This window comes from Kocuria rosea subsp. polaris (assembly GCF_001483755.1).
In the GTDB taxonomy this organism is placed as follows: Bacteria; Actinomycetota; Actinomycetes; order Actinomycetales; family Micrococcaceae; genus Kocuria; species Kocuria cellulosilytica.
Window position 1 is genome coordinate 26,636 of record NZ_LQBK01000023.1, and the last position, 15,080, is coordinate 41,715.

12 protein-coding genes are annotated in these 15,080 nt (G+C 72.2%); 7 read left to right on the forward strand and 5 right to left on the reverse strand.

The features are described from left to right. Positions 1–29: 29 nt before the first annotated feature. Complete coding sequence (locus tag AVL61_RS11685) at positions 30–677, reverse strand: dihydrofolate reductase family protein (RefSeq protein WP_058874507.1); 648 nt, start codon at positions 675–677, stop codon at positions 30–32. 248 nt (positions 678–925) lie between these two features. Here AVL61_RS11685 and AVL61_RS11690 point away from each other — a divergent pair, with 248 nt between their 5' ends. Beyond that, complete coding sequence (locus AVL61_RS11690) at positions 926–1,333, forward strand: YciI family protein (RefSeq protein WP_058874508.1); 408 nt, start codon at positions 926–928, stop codon at positions 1,331–1,333. A gap of 6 nt (positions 1,334–1,339) precedes the next feature. Further along, positions 1,340–2,485: an RNA polymerase sigma factor gene (locus AVL61_RS11695; RefSeq protein WP_058874509.1), complete on the forward strand. Its 1,146-nt coding sequence runs from the start codon at positions 1,340–1,342 to the stop codon at positions 2,483–2,485. 21 nt (positions 2,486–2,506) lie between these two features. On the opposite strand, the gene AVL61_RS11700 is transcribed toward AVL61_RS11695, so the two are convergent. Then, complete coding sequence (locus tag AVL61_RS11700) at positions 2,507–3,283, reverse strand: GAF and ANTAR domain-containing protein (RefSeq protein WP_082697117.1); 777 nt, start codon at positions 3,281–3,283, stop codon at positions 2,507–2,509. A 172-nt stretch (positions 3,284–3,455) separates the two neighbouring features. Between AVL61_RS11700 and AVL61_RS11705 the strand changes: the two genes are divergently transcribed. Both AVL61_RS11705 and AVL61_RS11710 read left to right on the forward strand, forming a co-directional pair. Continuing rightward, complete coding sequence (locus tag AVL61_RS11705; RefSeq protein WP_058874511.1) at positions 3,456–4,283, forward strand: DUF1206 domain-containing protein; 828 nt, start codon at positions 3,456–3,458, stop codon at positions 4,281–4,283. A 113-nt stretch (positions 4,284–4,396) separates the two neighbouring features. Beyond that, positions 4,397–4,669, forward strand: a complete 273-nt coding sequence (locus AVL61_RS11710) for a hypothetical protein (protein ID WP_058874512.1) — start codon at positions 4,397–4,399, stop codon at positions 4,667–4,669. A 33-nt stretch (positions 4,670–4,702) separates the two neighbouring features. Here the strand turns inward: AVL61_RS11710 and AVL61_RS11715 are convergent, their stop codons facing one another. Both AVL61_RS11715 and AVL61_RS11720 read right to left on the reverse strand, forming a co-directional pair. Continuing rightward, positions 4,703–5,557: an SDR family oxidoreductase gene (locus tag AVL61_RS11715; RefSeq protein WP_058874513.1), complete on the reverse strand. Its 855-nt coding sequence runs from the start codon at positions 5,555–5,557 to the stop codon at positions 4,703–4,705. A 191-nt stretch (positions 5,558–5,748) separates the two neighbouring features. Further along, positions 5,749–6,558, reverse strand: a complete 810-nt coding sequence (locus AVL61_RS11720) for a phosphatase PAP2 family protein (RefSeq protein ID WP_058874514.1) — start codon at positions 6,556–6,558, stop codon at positions 5,749–5,751. A 158-nt stretch (positions 6,559–6,716) separates the two neighbouring features. Here AVL61_RS11720 and uvrB point away from each other — a divergent pair, with 158 nt between their 5' ends. Together uvrB and AVL61_RS11730 are read left to right on the forward strand one after the other, a co-directional pair. After that, on the forward strand, positions 6,717–8,837 hold the full coding sequence (uvrB, locus tag AVL61_RS11725) for an excinuclease ABC subunit UvrB (protein WP_058874515.1): 2,121 nt from the start codon (positions 6,717–6,719) through the stop codon (positions 8,835–8,837). Between the two features lie 225 nt (positions 8,838–9,062). Continuing rightward, on the forward strand, positions 9,063–10,391 hold the full coding sequence (locus tag AVL61_RS11730; protein WP_058874516.1) for a TerC family protein: 1,329 nt from the start codon (positions 9,063–9,065) through the stop codon (positions 10,389–10,391). 132 nt (positions 10,392–10,523) lie between these two features. Here the strand turns inward: AVL61_RS11730 and AVL61_RS11735 are convergent, their stop codons facing one another. Further along, complete coding sequence (locus tag AVL61_RS11735; RefSeq protein WP_058874517.1) at positions 10,524–13,136, reverse strand: DEAD/DEAH box helicase; 2,613 nt, start codon at positions 13,134–13,136, stop codon at positions 10,524–10,526. 174 nt (positions 13,137–13,310) lie between these two features. Here AVL61_RS11735 and AVL61_RS11740 point away from each other — a divergent pair, with 174 nt between their 5' ends. Beyond that, positions 13,311–15,047 carry a formate--tetrahydrofolate ligase gene (locus AVL61_RS11740; RefSeq protein WP_058874518.1) on the forward strand — a complete coding sequence of 579 codons (1,737 nt, stop codon included), beginning with the start codon at positions 13,311–13,313 and terminating at the stop codon, positions 15,045–15,047. Positions 15,048–15,080: the final 33 nt, after the last annotated feature.

The following is a 15,080-nucleotide window of genomic DNA, read 5'->3' on the forward strand; positions in this document are numbered from 1 at the left end:
GGCCGCCACGAGCTCGGAAGATGACCCCGTCACGCGGTCCTGCGGTCGAAGGTCAGGTGGGTGACGCCGCTGGGCGCCGAGACGACCTCGACGTCGTAGTCCTGCTCGAGCGCCTCCAGCCCGTCCCACACCCGGACGCCGCGGCCGAGCACGATCGGCACCTGGACCAGGTGCATGTGGTCGACCAGGCCCGCGGCGAGGAAGTCCCGCACGACGGTCGGGCCACCGCCGATGCGCACGTCCTGTCCGCCGGCGGCCGCGCGGGCGGCGTGGAGCGCCTCGGCCGGTGCGGCGTCGAGGAAGTGGAAGGTGGTCCCGCCCTCCATCTCGATCGAGGGTCGCGGGCGGTGGGTGAGCACGAAGGCCGGCGTGCGGAACGGGGGGTTGGGGCCCCACCACCCGGTCCAGTCGGCGTCGTCCTGCCAGCCCGGTGGGCCGAACTTGCCGGCGCCCATGATCTCGGCGCCGATGTCCGGCTCGTGCTGCTGGGCGAACGCGTCGTCCACCCCGGCCGTGCCGCCCCGGCGCCCCATGATCGGTGCGCCGAAGCGGGTGGCGATCATCCACTCGTGCAGCCGTTGGCCGGCGTGTCCCATGGGCGCCTCGGACGACTGGCCGTCGCCGGTCGCGAAGCCGTCCAGCGAGACGGAGAAGTTGTGGATGCGGGTCCGTGCCATCTGGTCGCTCCGTTCGCTCGGCTGCGAGTGCGCAGGGAACTGCTGACACTCCGGACGACTGCCGGATCCATGAGTCGCACCGGCGCGCACGTCCTCTGCGGCCTCCGTCGAGACCGAGCGTAGTCCTGCCCCGGCCGTGGAGGGAGGGCGCCGGACATCGTCCCGGTGGGATGTCGAAATCCTGTCCGCGGCTCCGTCCCCGGGGTGCATGCGGCCACAATGGGCCGTATCCCAGCGAGGAGGACATCATGGCCAAGTACCTGTTGCTCAAGCACTACCGAGGCGCACCGGCAGCGATCAACGACGTGCCGATGGACCGGTGGACGCCGGAGGAGGTCTCGGCGCACGTGCGCTACATGGAGGACTTCGCCGACCGGCTCAAGGGCACCGGGGAGTTCGTCGACGCGCAGGCGCTGTCCCCGGAGGGCACGTTCGTCCGCCACGACGGCGAGGGGCGCCCGCCGGTCACCGACGGCCCGTTCGCGGAGACCAAGGACCTGATCGCCGGCTGGATGGTGATCGACGTCGACTCCTGGGAGCGGGCGCTCGAACTGGCCGGGGAGCTGTCCGCGGCGCCCGGCGCGGGCGGCAGGCCCATCCACGAGTGGCTCGAGGTGCGTCCGTTCCTGGGCGCGCCGCCGACCGTCACGGAGTGATCCACGGTGGACGAGGCCCTGCTGCGGACCCTCATCCCCACCGTGATCGGGGTCCTCGTCCGCCGCGGAGCCGGCTTCGCGGCGGCCGAGGACGCCGTGCAGGACGCCCTGGTCGAGGCGGTGCGCGTGTGGCCGGGGAACCCGCCCCGGAACCCGAGGGCGTGGCTGGTCGCCGTGGCCTGGCGCCGGTTCCTCGACTCCTCGCGCGCCGACACCTCCCGGCGCCGGCGCGAGCTCCGGGCGGAGGACGAGCCCGTGCCCGGACCGGGGACGACGGCCGACGACACGCTGCAGCTGTACTTCCTGTGCGCGCACCCGTCCCTGACACCGGCCTCGGCGGTCGCGCTCACCCTGCGCGCGGTCGGCGGGCTGACCACGCGCCAGATCGCCCGGGCCTATCTCGTTCCCGAGCCCACCATGGCGCAGCGGATCAGCCGGGCCAAGCGGACCGTCGCGGGCGTCCGGCTCGACCGGCCCGGGGACCCGGCCACGGTGCTGCGCGTGCTCTACCTGGTCTTCAACGAGGGCTACTCCGGGGACGTGGACCTCGCCGCCGAGGCGATCCGGCTCACCCGTCAGCTGGCGGCCGGGATCGAGCACGAGGAGGTGGCGGGACTGCTGGCGCTCATGCTGCTCCACCACGCCCGGCGACCCGCCCGGACCCGCGCCGACGGCAGCCTCGTGCCCCTCGCGGAGCAGGACCGCGGCCTGTGGGACACCCGCCTGATCGCCGAGGGCGTCGACGTGCTCCAGAGGGCCCTGCGCCGGGACCGCCTGGGCGAGTACCAGGCCCAGGCGGCCGTCGCCGCGCTCCACGCCGACGCCCGCACCGCCGGGGAGACCGACTGGCCGCAGATCGTCGAGTGGTACGACGAGCTCGTGCGGCTCACCGGCAGCCCCGTTGCCCGCCTCAACCGCGCCGTCGCCCTCGGGGAGGCCGAGGGCGCCCGGGCCGGTCTCGCCGCCCTCGCCGACCTCGACCCCGCCCTGCCCCGGTACACCGCCGCCGCGGCGTACCTCCACGAGCGCGACGGCGACCCCGTGACCGCGGCGCGGCTCTACGCCGAAGCCGCCCGGTCGGCGCTCAGCGCCCCCGAACGCGACCACCTCGTGCGACAGGCCGCGCGGCTCAACGCAGGGCTCGGCGGCTGAGCGACCGGGGTCCGAGCACGATCAGAAGTCCTGCGGGCCGGCCGCTTCCGCGGGCGGTTCGCCGGTGAGGACACCGGTGGTGGCCAGCTGCTCGGCCACGTCCCGCAGCTTGGTGTTCGTCTGGGAGCTGGCGGTGGTCAGGAGGACGAACGCCTCGTGGGGCGTGATCCTGAACCGTTCCATGAGCACGCCCTTCGCCTGCCCGATGAGGTCCCGGGTGGCCAGGGCCTCGTGCAGGTGGCTCACCTGCTGGGCGGCGGCCAGGGCCACCGCGGCGTGGGCCGCCACCAGCAGGCCGATCTCCTCGGACTCCTCGGTGAAGGCGCCGAAGCCGGCTCCGTAGACGTTGAGCGCCCCGAGGACGTCGCCGTCGGTGTAGAGCTGGAAGGCGAGCATGGACGTGGCCCCGGCTTCCAGGGCGGCCGGGGCGAACCGCGGCCACCGGTCCTCGTGGCGGAAGTCGGGCACGCGCACGATCCGCTGCTCGAAGGCCGCGTCCATGCACGGTCCCTCGCCGGTGTCCGCCTGCAGCTGGTCCATCCTGCGGGGCAGCTCCCCGGACGCGGCCCGGGACTCGATCCCGTGCCGGCGTCGGGCCACCGAGATCGAGGCGGCCACCACCCCGGGGACGAGCTCCAGCGCGGCGTGCACCATGGCCTCGAGCGTGCCCTGGACGTCCTGCTCCACCTGCAGGGCGCGGGCCAGGTCGCTCAGCCGCCGGGCCAGGTCCCCGTCCACGGCTCCCGCCCTGGTGCCGCCGGAGGCCGTCGTGGCCGTTCGTCCGAAATCTGTGCTCATGCTCCCAGTCTCCTCCCCGCACCGGCGGGGAGGACCCGCCCGGGACAACTCGTTGCTGCCGGGAACCCCTGCGCCGGGCGGAACGCGGCTGCCGCACGGTGTCAGCCGAACGGCGTCGTGGACACCGGCGGTCCGCAGGCGCACGATGGAGTCCCACACCGCAGGAGGAGCCATGGGCGAGGTCGGCCGGCAGGCCACGAGGGCGGCCGACGCCGCGGACGACGCGACGGACTCCCGGGGGTTCCGCCTCGCCGCGCGCGCCGGATACGTGGCCGCGGGACTGCTGCACGTCATGATCGGCGTCATCGCGCTGCGCGTCGCCACCGGCGGCTCAGGCTCCGCCGACCAGTCCGGCGCCGTCGCCGCGCTCGCCGGCAGCCCCGGCGGCACGGTCCTGCTGTGGGCGTGCTTCCTGGGCTGCGCGGCGCTCGCCGTGTTCCTGTTCAGCGAGGTGTTCTTCGGCGCGACCCAGCGCTCGGACCGGGAACGGCTCAAGCACCGGGCCAAGATGGGCGGCCAAGCAGTCGTCTACGGCGCGATCGGCGCGGTGTTCGGGGTCTACGCCCTCGGGGGCTCGAGCGACAGCAGTCGGTCGACGCAGTCGCTGAGCGCCCGGCTGATGGCGCATCCGGCCGGCACGGTGCTGCTGATCGCCGTGGGCCTGGGTCTCGTCGTCGCCGGTGCCTTCTTCGTCCACCGCGGTGTGACGCGGTCCTTCCGGGAGAACCTGAAGAGCCTGCCGCCCGGCCGGGCCGGATCGGCCGTGGTGGGACTGGGCGCGGCCGGCTACGTCGCGAAGGGCGTGGCCCTGGGCGTGCTCGGCGTGCTCTTCGTCGTGGCCACGGTGCAGCACGACCCGGAGCAGTCGACCGGTCTGGACGGGGCCCTCAAGTCCCTCCAGGAGCAGCCCTTCGGGGCGTGGATCCTCGGGGCCGTCGCCCTGGGGCTCATCTGCTACGGAGCGTTCATGGTGGTCCGGGCCAAGTACCAGCGGATGTGACGGGGCGCCCGGGAGACGTCACGGGAGTCTCCGGAGTTCCTGCTCGGCCTTCGCCCGGCGCGGCAGGAGGCTTAGAATGGTCCCATCCGCATCGCGGTCACCGGGGGGACGCCATGACCGAAGACCAGCACACCGTCAACGAGGACTCACCGTCGTCGGGCTACTGCCTGCTGGACCGGCTGAACCAGATCGCCCTCAAGGTCTACGGGGCCGCCGATCGCGTGCCGCCGGAGACCCACGGTGCCGAGGAGAGCGAACGGGCCCACGCCTGGTACGAGGAGTGCCAGAAGCACTTCGTGATCGAGCGGGACGAGCACGGCAACGAGTACCTGTACCACCGTGACGACTCCCGCGGCGGCCCGCGGGCCGGGACCTCCCGCAACTGACGAACCGGCCCTCGGGCGCCGGGGGAGCGGGGATCAGCGCATCTCGTGCAGCGCGTCGACCAGTGGGGTGGTGTCCCGGCCGAGCAGCCGGGACAGGTCCCCGGTGACGAGGTCCAGGGCGCCGTCCTCGATGTTGGCGTCCAGGGCCACCAGGAAGCGCGCGGTGCTCTCGTCCACCCCGGTCCGCTCCAGCTCGGCCAGGTGCTGCTCGGGGGTCAGGCGCCGGTAGGTCACCTCCCGGTCCAGGACCTCGGTGAGCGCCGCGGCGAGCTCGTCGAAGCTCCACGCCACGTCCCCGGAGAGCTCGTAGGTCTGCCCGGAGTGGCCGTCCTGGGCGAGGACCGCGGCGATCGCCTCCGCGTAGTCCTCGCGCGTGGCGCTGGCCACCCGGCCGTCCCCGGCGCTGGCCAGGACCACGCCGGTGCGCTCTGCGTGCCGCAGGGCCGGCTCGAAGTTCTCGGTGTACCAGCCGTTGCGCAGGATCGTGTACGGGAGCCCGGACTCGGCGATGGCCTGCTCCGTGGCCAGGTGCTCGTCCGCGAGCAGCAGCTTCCCGCGGTCGGCGCCGAGGGCGCTGGTGTAGACGACCCGGGACACCCCGGCCCGGACGGCGGCGTCGACCGCGTTCCGGTGCTGGGGCACCCGCCGGCCCACCTCGCTGCTCGAGATCAGCAGCACGGTGCCGGCCCCGGCGAAGGCCTCGTCCAGGGTCGCGGGATCGGTGTAGTCGACCCGGACCGTGGCCAGGCCCAGCTCACGGAGGGCCCCGAGCTTGTCCTCGTTGCGGCCGGCGGCCACGAGGTCCGGCAGCTGCACGTCCAGGCGCAGGAGCGAGCTGATGACGTGGCGGCCCAGCTGGCCGGTGGCTCCGGTGATGACGATGGACACGGTGTTCCTCTCGACGGTGGCCCGCAGGCTCCGGTGGCGGTCCGCCGGGCGGCGGCGGTGTGCCCTGTGCAACCGACGACGCCCGCGGCGTATTTCCCGTCCGCCCCGGGTCCGCGTCCCCGGCGGTCGCCGTCCGCCGGGGGCCGGCGGCCTCCGGCGGGATCCCGGTGCGGTGGGCGGGAGCCGGCCGGTCAGGGGCGGGCGCCGCCGGCACCCCGGTGCCGGACGGTGAGGTGCAGCCGGTGCGTCGTGATGACCACCGCCAGCCACGCCGCCCCGAGGGTCTGCGCGACCAGCACGTCGGTGAACCAGTGGTGGCCCAGGTACACCCGGCTCAGCGCCATGGTGAGCGCGAAGGCCGCCGCGGCGGCGATCGTCAGGACCCGGGCCGGACGGGCGCGCTGCCGCAGGACCAGCAGATAGGCCACGATCCCCGCGATGACGAAGGCGTTCAGGGAGTGGCCGCTGGGGAAGGACGCCGAGTACTCGTAGGGCGGGACGGCGTCCTCGAGGTCCGGCCGGGACCGGCCGATCAGCGGCTTCCCGGCGACGGTCATGAGCAGGGAGCCCGCAGCGGCCGCCGTGACCAGCACGACCGGGGTCCAGGACCGCCGGGCCAGGGCCAGCGCCGCCATGACGGCCACCGTCAGGACCGTCATGCCGACCGGCCCGCCCACGTGCGTGTAGGCCGTCACGAGAGCGTCCAGGGCCGGCGAACGCACCGCCATCGCCGCCTCCAGCAGCGGCTCGTCCAGCGCCGCGGCGTCGTCCTGGTCCATGACGGACTCGTAGACCTCCGCCGTGGCGACCGTCATGGTCACCGCGACGCCCAGGCCGAGCCCGAGCGGGACGAGGACCGCCGCGTAGGGCCCGAGCCGCCGGGCCAGCCACCGGACGCACCGGACCAGGAGCTGCCCGAGGCGGGTGGGCCAGGCCGTGAGGTCCTGCCCGCCCACGAAGCGGTCCTCGTGGCCGCCGCTCCGCCGTCGTTCCTCGGCCACGCCGTCCTCCTGTCGTCCTGCCACCGGGCCCGGCGCCGGCGGCGGCACGGAGCCTCCCGGAGCGCCTCGTGGGACGAGCCTACGGCGTCCCGCGCACCGGCCGATCGCCTCCGGAGGAACCCGGGTCCCGTGTCCGGGGCGGCGCGTAGCCTGGTGCCATGAGCCTCGCCCAGAAGATCAACCGTGTCGTCGCCCCCTTCGAGGTCATCTCCGACTACGTGCCCGCGGGCGACCAGCCCCGGGCCATCGAGGAGCTCGCCACGAGGATCGAGGCGGGGGAGAAGGACGTCGTGCTGCTCGGCGCCACCGGCACCGGCAAGTCCGCGACCGCCGCGTGGCTCATCGAGCGCGTCCAGCGGCCGACCCTCGTCATGGTGCAGAACAAGACGCTCGCCGCGCAGCTCGCGAACGAGCTGCGCGAGCTGCTGCCGAACAACGCCGTCGAGTACTTCGTGTCCTACTACGACTACTACCAGCCCGAGGCCTACGTCCCGCAGACGGACACCTTCATCGAGAAGGACTCCTCGATCAACGAGGAGGTCGAGCGGCTGCGGCACTCGGCGACCAACGCGCTGCTGACCCGGCGCGACGTCGTCGTCGTCGCCACCGTCTCCTGCATCTACGGCCTGGGCACCCCCGAGGAGTACGTGGCGCAGATGGTCACCCTGCGCCGGGGCCAGGAGATGGACCGCGACGAGCTGCTGCGCCGGTTCGTGAACATGCAGTACGCCCGCAACGACGTCGACTTCCACCGAGGCACGTTCCGCGTGCGCGGGGACACCGTGGAGATCATCCCGATGTACGAGGAGCACGCGATCCGCGTGGAGTTCTTCGGCGACGAGATCGAGTCCATCTACACCCTCCACCCGCTCACGGGGGAAATCATCCGGGAGGAGACCGAGATGTACGTCTTCCCCGCCTCCCACTACGTGGCGGGCGCGGACCGGATGGCCACGGCCGTGAAGTCCATCGAGGACGAGCTCGCCGCGCGGCTCAAGGAGCTGGAGGCGCAGAACAAGCTCGTCGAGGCCCAGCGGCTGCGGATGCGCACCACGTACGACCTCGAGATGATGGAGCAGATGGGCTACTGCAACGGCATCGAGAACTACTCGCTGCACATCGACGGCCGCCCCCGCGGCTCCGCACCGCACTGCCTCATCGACTACTTCCCCGACGACTTCCTGCTGGTGGTCGACGAGTCCCACGTGACCATCCCGCAGATCGGCGGCATGTACGAGGGCGACATGTCCCGCAAGCGCACCCTGGTGGAGCACGGCTTCCGGCTGCCCTCCGCGATGGACAACCGCCCGCTGAAGTGGGACGAGTTCCTGGAGCGGATCGGCCAGACCGTCTACCTCTCCGCGACCCCGGGCAAGTACGAGCTGTCCCAGGCGGACGGCTACGTGGAGCAGATCATCCGGCCCACGGGCCTGGTGGACCCCGAGGTGATCGTCAAGCCCACCAAGGGGCAGATCGACGACCTCCTCGACGAGATCAACCTGCGGGTCGAGCGGGACGAGCGCGTGCTCGTCACCACCCTCACCAAGCGGATGGCCGAGGACCTCACCGAGTACCTCATGGAGCACGGGGTCCGGGTCCAGTACCTGCACTCCGACGTCGACACGCTGCGCCGCGTGGAGCTGCTGCGCGAGCTGCGGATGGGCTCGTTCGACGTCCTGGTCGGCATCAACCTGCTCCGGGAGGGCCTGGACCTGCCCGAGGTGTCCCTCGTGGCGATCCTCGACGCCGACAAGGAGGGCTTCCTGCGCTCGACGACGTCCCTGATCCAGACGATCGGCCGCGCCGCCCGCAACGTCTCCGGGCAGGTGCACATGTACGCCGACCGGATCACCGACTCGATGGCCACGGCGATCGAGGAGACGAACCGGCGCCGGGAGATCCAGGTCGCCTACAACACGGAGCACGGGATCGACCCGCAGCCGCTGCGGAAGAAGATCGCCGACATCACGGACCAGCTCCAGCGCGAGGAGGAGGACACCCGGGAGCTGCTCGCCCGGCGGGCCGCCGCCGGCAAGAAGACCGCCCCGACCGGGGGGAAGGGCGGACGGGACGCCGCCGCGGCCGCGGAGGACAAGCTGCGCCAGGACGGGTTCACGGCCGCCCCAGCGGAGGACCTCGTGGACCTCATCGCGCAGATGACCGAGCAGATGCAGGCCGCGGCCCAGGAGCTGCAGTTCGAGCTCGCCGCGCGGATCCGGGACGAGCTCTCGGACCTGAAGAAGGAGCTGCGGCAGATGCAGCAGGCCGGGCACGCCTGAGCCCGCCGGGGCGGCCCGCCCCGGGCCTGCGCGGAAGGCGCGCGGGGCCCGTATAGACTGTCCCCAGCCTAGGGGAGTATCCCTCAGCGCTGTGGACGTCAGCACGTCGGGTGACTCAGCCCGGCCGGACGCAGCGGCCGAGCCCAGCACGACGGACCGGAACGGTCCCGCGCGGCCGGCGGAGAGACTTACGGCTGTCCCGTACTCGACCCCGAAAGCAGAACCATGGAAGTCTCACTCACCGTCTGGATCGTCACGGTCGCGGCCATCATCGGCCTGCTCCTGTTCGACTACGTGTTCCACGTGCGCAAGGCGCACGAGCCCCAGCTGAAGGAAGCCGCGATCTGGTCGGCGATCTACGTGGGCATCGCCCTAGTCTTCGGCCTGTACGTGCTCCTCCAGTGGGGAGGCCGGTACGCCGGGGAGTACTACGCCGGGTACATCACGGAGAAGGCCCTGTCGGTGGACAACCTCTTCGTGTTCCTCATCATCATGGCGTCCTTCAAGGTCCCGCGCGCGGACCAGCAGAAGGTCCTGCTGTTCGGCATCACCTTCGCCCTGATCGCCCGGACCGCCCTGATCTTCGTGGGCGCGGGGCTGATCAACCAGTTCGCGTGGGTCTTCTACCTGTTCGGTCTCATCCTGCTGCTGACGGCCGGCTCCCTGATCAAGGGCGAGCTCTCGGACTCCGCGCACGACGAGGCCGACAACTTCATCATCCGCACCGCCAAGCGCTTCATGCACACCTCGGACGAGTACGACGGCGACAAGCTGTTCACGATGGAGAACGGCAAGAAGGTCATGACGCCGATGCTCCTCGTCATGGTGGCCATCGGCGGCACGGACGTCCTCTTCGCCCTGGACTCGATCCCCGCGATCTTCGGCCTGACCCAGCAGACCTACCTGGTGTTCACCGCCGTGGCGTTCTCGCTGATGGGCCTGCGCCAGCTGTACTTCCTCATCGACGGGCTGCTGGACCGGCTCATCTACCTCTCCTGGGGCCTGGCCATCATCCTCGGCTTCATCGGGATCAAGCTGATCCTGCACGCGCTGCACGAGAACAACCTGGGCTTCATCAACAACGGCGAGCACGTGGAGGTCGTCGAGGTCGGCATCGGCCTGTCGCTGACCGTCATCGTGGGCGTCCTGGCCGTCACCGTCCTGGCCTCCCTCTACAGCCCCAAGGGCCGGGCCCTGCGGGTGCTCAACGGCCTGCAGACCGTCGCCGAGAAGTACGTGACCCTGCCGCAGGACGCCCCGGCCGAGGAGCGCCGGAAGCTGGCCGACAAGGCCGCCAGGTACCAGCAGCAGATGCCGAAGATCTCCGACAAGCACCGCCAGGAGCTGCTCGAGTCCGAGAAGCACTTCCACGAGCTGCTGGACCGCGCCCGCGGCAAGCACGACGAGTTCGAGACCACCGGCGTGGGCCCCGAGCCGGACGCCGTGCCGGACCCGGAGGCCGAGGCGCTCTCCGGCGCCCGGTCCGAGACGCAGGACGCGACCGGGACCACGACCCCGGACGATCCCCGCGGCGGCGGCAGCTCCGCCGTCTGAGCACCACAGGCCTCGGCGCCCCGCGCACCGGGACCAGGAGCCCCCGGCGCGCACCGAGCAGGTGCGCACCGGGGGCTCCGTCGTCGTCCCGGGGTGGGGCGGGGAGATGCGGCGGCGCGGAGGGAGTCCGGCTCAGCGCCCCGTCTCGGTGATGGGACCCACGTTGTCCACGACCACGGCCGGGAAGCCGTCCTCGTCCGAGACCCGCAGGTCGATGCGGGCGTTGATGCCCCAGTCGTGGTGGCCGTCCGGGTCGTCGAAGACCTGGACCACGGTCCAGTACCCGGGCAGGCCCTCGGGCTGCTCGTCGATCCGGATCAGTCCCGGACCCCGCGACTGGGGATCCGTGTAGATGTCCTCGTGCTCGGCGAAGTACGCGTCCATGGCGTCCGCCCACCGGTCCCGGTCCCAGCCGTGCTCCCCGTCGAGGGCGCCCAGGACCTTGTCCTTCTCGTCCGCGAACAGCTCCACGCGCTGGAACAGGGCGTTGCGGACCATCACCCGGAACGCCCGGAGGTTGGACGTGATCGCGGGCGGCTGCTCGTCGATGAGCTCCTCGAGGGAGTCCGCGGACGTGCCCATGGGGGACTCCTCGCCGGCGGCCAGCTTCTCCCACTCGTCGAGCAGCGAGTTGTCGGTCTGCCGGATGAGCTCGCCCAGCCACTCGACGAGGTCCTCGAGGTCCTCCCGCAGCAGGTCCAGCGGCACGGTCTGGCGCAGCGCCTTGTAGGCGTCGGAGAGGTAGCGCAGCAGGATGCCCTCGGAGCGGGCCAGCCCGTAGAACTGCACGTAGTCACCGAACGTCATGGCGCGCTCGTACATGTCCCGCACCACGGACTTCGGCGTCAGCTCGAACTGCGCCACCCAGGGGGCACCGGTGCGGTAGGTCTCGAACGCCTGGGTCAGCAGCTCCTCGAGCGGCTTGGCGTAGCTGACGTCCTCGAGCTCCTTCATCCGCTCGTCGTAGTCGAGGCCCTCCGCCTTCATCGACGCCACGGCCTCCCCGCGGGCCTTCTTCTCCTGCATGTTGAGCACCTGGCGGGGCCTCTCCAGGGTGGCCTCGATGACGGAGACGACGTCCAGGGCGTAGCCCGGGTCCTCGCGGTCCAGCAGGGTGAGGGCGGCGAGGGCGAACGGGGACAGCGGCTGGTTGAGGGCGAAGTTCTCCTGCAGCTCCACGGTGAGCCGCCAGGTGCGGCCCTCCTCGTCCGGGGTGTCGAGCTTCTCCACCACACCGGCGGCGCGCAGCTCCTTGAGGATGCCGATGGCCTGCCGGAGCAGGACGCGCTGGCGCTGCCGCGTCTCGTGGTTGTGGGTCAGCAGGTGCCACGCCGCCAGCACCGGGTCCCCTGGGCGCTGCAGCAGATTGAGCAGCATCGAGTGGGTCACCGTGAAGGAGGAGGTCAGCGGCTCCGGCTCGGAGGCCACCAGGGTCTCGAAGGTGGGCTTGCCCCAGGACACGAAGCCCTGCGGCGGCTTCTTCCGCACCACCTGCCGCAGCTTCTTCTGATCGTCGCCGAACTTGGCGTGGGCCTTCTTCATGGCCTTGTTGTTCTCGATGACGTGCTCGGGGGCCTGGACCACCACGGTGCCCGCGGTGTCGTAGCCGGCCCGTCCCGCCCGGCCGGCGATCTGGTGGAACTCGCGGGCGTTGAGCCGGCGGGTGCGCTCGCCGTCGAACTTGGACAGCGCCGTGATCACCACGGTGCGGATGGGCACGTTGATGCCCACCCCCAGGGTGTCGGTGCCGCAGATGACCTTGAGCAGCCCGGTCTGGGCGAGCTGCTCCACGAGCCGGCGGTACTTGGGCAGCATCCCGGCGTGGTGGACGCCGATGCCGTGGCGGACCAGGCGGTTGAGGGTCTTGCCGAAGCCGGCGGAGAAGCGGAACCCGGCGATCAGCTCGCCGATGCGCTCCTTCTCCTCCTTGGTCAGCACGTTCACGGACATCAGGTTCTGCGCCTGGTCCATGGCCTGCAGCTGGGAGAAGTGCACCACGTAGACCGGGGCCTGGTTGGTGCTCAGCAGCTCCTCGAGGGCCTCGTGGATGGGGTCCTCGGACCAGTAGTGGTGCAGCGGGATGGGCCGCTCCGCGGAGGAGACCGTGGTGGTCGGGCGCCCGGTGAGCTCCGTGATCCCCTCCTCGAAGCGGGAGACGTCCCCGAGCGTGGCGCTCATGAGCAGGAACTGCGCCTGGGGCAGCTCCAGCAGCGGCACCTGCCAGGCCCAGCCGCGCTGGGGGTCGGAGTAGAAGTGGAACTCGTCCATGACCACGGGCCCCACGTCCGCGTCCCGGCCCTCGCGCAGGGCGACGTTGGCGAGGATCTCGGCGGTGCAGCAGATGATCGGGGCGGCGGCGTTGACCGCGGAGTCACCGGTGACCATGCCGACGTTCTCCGCGCCGAAGATCTCCACGAGGGAGAAGAACTTCTCGGACACGAGCGCCTTGATCGGGGCGGTGTAGTAGGAGCGCTGCCCGGCGGCGAGGCCCGCGAAGTGCGCCGCGACCGCCACGGTGGACTTCCCGGACCCGGTCGGGGTCGCGAGGATCACGTTCGACCCGCTCGCGAACTCGAGCACGGCCTCGTCCTGCGCGGGGTAGAGCTCCATGTCCCGGGAGGCGATCCAGCCGAGGAACCCCTCGTAGACCTCGTCCCCGGACAGGGCGTTGGTGGCGAAGTCGCCGCGGTAGTACGGATGGCCCGGGGCGCCGAGCTCGGGGGAGAGGGCTTCGAGGAGTTTCATCGTCCTCCACTGTATCGGGCACGGTATTCGGGACGGCGCCGCGGGGCCCGTGCCGGTTCCGGGACCGCGGGCCCGTGCGCGTTCCGCACCGCCGGGAGCCGGAACCGGCACGAGGACGGCAGGACGACGGCGGGGCGCTCGCCGGAGCGGGCCCGGATCCAGCAGACTGGGCCCATGACGCACGGCACCGCCCCGCTGCCCTCGGACCTGGAGATCGCCCAGGCCGCCCGGCCCCGCCCCGTGACCGAGATCGCGGCCGCGGCCGGCATCGCCCCCGACCGCCTGGAGCCCTACGGGCGGTTCGTCGCGAAGGTCGACCCGCGACCGGACGAGGTGACCACCCCCGAGGAGGCCACCGGCCGCAAGCACGCCCGCGGCGTGCGCTACGTGGTGGTCACGGCGCTGACGCCCACGCCGCTGGGCGAGGGGAAGACGGCCACGGCGGTGGGCCTGGCCCAGGGGATGGCCGCCACCGGGCGCTCCGCCGCCCTGACCCTGCGCCAGCCCTCCATGGGCCCCACGTTCGGCATCAAGGGCGGCGCCGCGGGGGCGGGCTACGCCCAGCTGCTGCCGATGGACAAGCTCAACCTGCACCTGACCGGGGACTTCCACGCCGTGACCGCCGCGCACAACCTGCTGGCGGCGATGATCGACAACCACCTGCACCACGGCAACGCACTGGGCCTGGACGTCCGCTCGATCACGTGGCGGCGGGTCCTCGACGTCAACGACCGGGCCCTGCGCACCGTGGTGGTGGGCCTCGGCGACCACCAGGACGGCGTGCCCCGGCAGACGGGCTTCGACATCACGGCCGCGTCCGAGGTGATGGTGATCCTCTCGCTCGCCACGTCCTTCGCCGACCTCCGCCGCCGCCTGGGCCGGATCGTGGTGGGCTACACGCACGACGGCGAGCCCGTCTCCGCGGAGGACCTCAGGGCCGCCGGCTCCATGGCGGTGATGCTGCAGGACGCCTTCCAGCCGAACCTGCTGCAGACCCTCGAGGCGACCCCGGCCCTGGTCCACGCCGGGCCGTTCGGCAACATCGCGACCGGCAACTCCTCCGTGGTCGCCGACTACGTGGCCATGGCGCACGCCGACTACGTCATCACCGAGGCCGGGTTCGGCGCGGACATGGGCCTGGAGCGCCTGGTCAACGTCAAGGCCCGGGTCTCCGGCCTGACCCCGGACGCGGCCGTGCTCGTCACCACGGTGCGGGCGCTGAAGGCCCACTCGGGCCGCTACTCCGTGCGGCCGGGCCGGGCGCTGCCCGCCGAGATGCTCCAGGAGAACCCCGGGGACGTCGAGGCCGGGGCCGTCAACCTGCTCCACCACCTGGCCATCGCCCGGTCCTTCGGGGTCTCCCCGGTGGTGGCGATCAACGCGTTCCCCGGGGACCACCCCTCGGAGCACGAGGCGATCCGCCGGATCGCCCGGGCGGCCGGGGCCGAGGTGGCCGTGTGCACGTCGGTCGCCGACGGCGGGGCGGGGGCTGCCGAGCTCGCCGACGCCGTGGCCGCCGCGTGCGAGCACCCGGCCGGCTACACCCCGACCTACGGGCTCACCGAGTCGCTCGAGGACAAGCTCACCGCGGTCGCCACCCGCGTCTACGGCGCCGACGGCCTCGAGATCTCCCCGGCCGCGGAGCGCCAGCTGGAGCGCTACGAGGAGCTGGGCTTCGGCGGGCTGCCGGTCGTCGTGGCCAAGACCCACCTGTCGACCACCGCCGACCCGTCCCTCAAGGGCGCCCCCAGCGGGTGGTCCCTGCCGGTCCGGGAGCTGCGTGCCGCCGTGGGCGCCGGGTACCTCTACGCGATCTGCGGGACGATGCGCACCATGCCCGGCCTGGGCACCTCCCCGGCCGCCGAACGGATCGGGATCGACGACGACGGGCGCGTCACCGGCCTCTTCTGACGCCCTCGACCGCCGGCGCACCCCGTTCCGAAG

What these genes read in the sequence shown, in the direction of transcription:
- AVL61_RS11685 (WP_058874507.1), bottom strand. Translation starts at nt 677, where the DNA reads ATGGCACGGACCCGCATCCACAACTTCTCCGTCTCGCTGGACGGCTTC.
- AVL61_RS11690 (WP_058874508.1), top strand. Translation starts at nt 926, where the DNA reads ATGGCCAAGTACCTGTTGCTCAAGCACTACCGAGGCGCACCGGCAGCG.
- AVL61_RS11700 (WP_082697117.1), bottom strand. Translation starts at nt 3,283, where the DNA reads ATGAGCACAGATTTCGGACGAACGGCCACGACGGCCTCCGGCGGCACC.
- AVL61_RS11705 (WP_058874511.1), top strand. Translation starts at nt 3,456, where the DNA reads ATGGGCGAGGTCGGCCGGCAGGCCACGAGGGCGGCCGACGCCGCGGAC.
- AVL61_RS11710 (WP_058874512.1), top strand. Translation starts at nt 4,397, where the DNA reads ATGACCGAAGACCAGCACACCGTCAACGAGGACTCACCGTCGTCGGGC.
- uvrB (WP_058874515.1), top strand. Translation starts at nt 6,717, where the DNA reads ATGAGCCTCGCCCAGAAGATCAACCGTGTCGTCGCCCCCTTCGAGGTC.
- AVL61_RS11730 (WP_058874516.1), top strand. Translation starts at nt 9,063, where the DNA reads ATGGAAGTCTCACTCACCGTCTGGATCGTCACGGTCGCGGCCATCATC.
- AVL61_RS11735 (WP_058874517.1), bottom strand. Translation starts at nt 13,136, where the DNA reads ATGAAACTCCTCGAAGCCCTCTCCCCCGAGCTCGGCGCCCCGGGCCAT.
- AVL61_RS11740 (WP_058874518.1), top strand. Translation starts at nt 13,311, where the DNA reads ATGACGCACGGCACCGCCCCGCTGCCCTCGGACCTGGAGATCGCCCAG.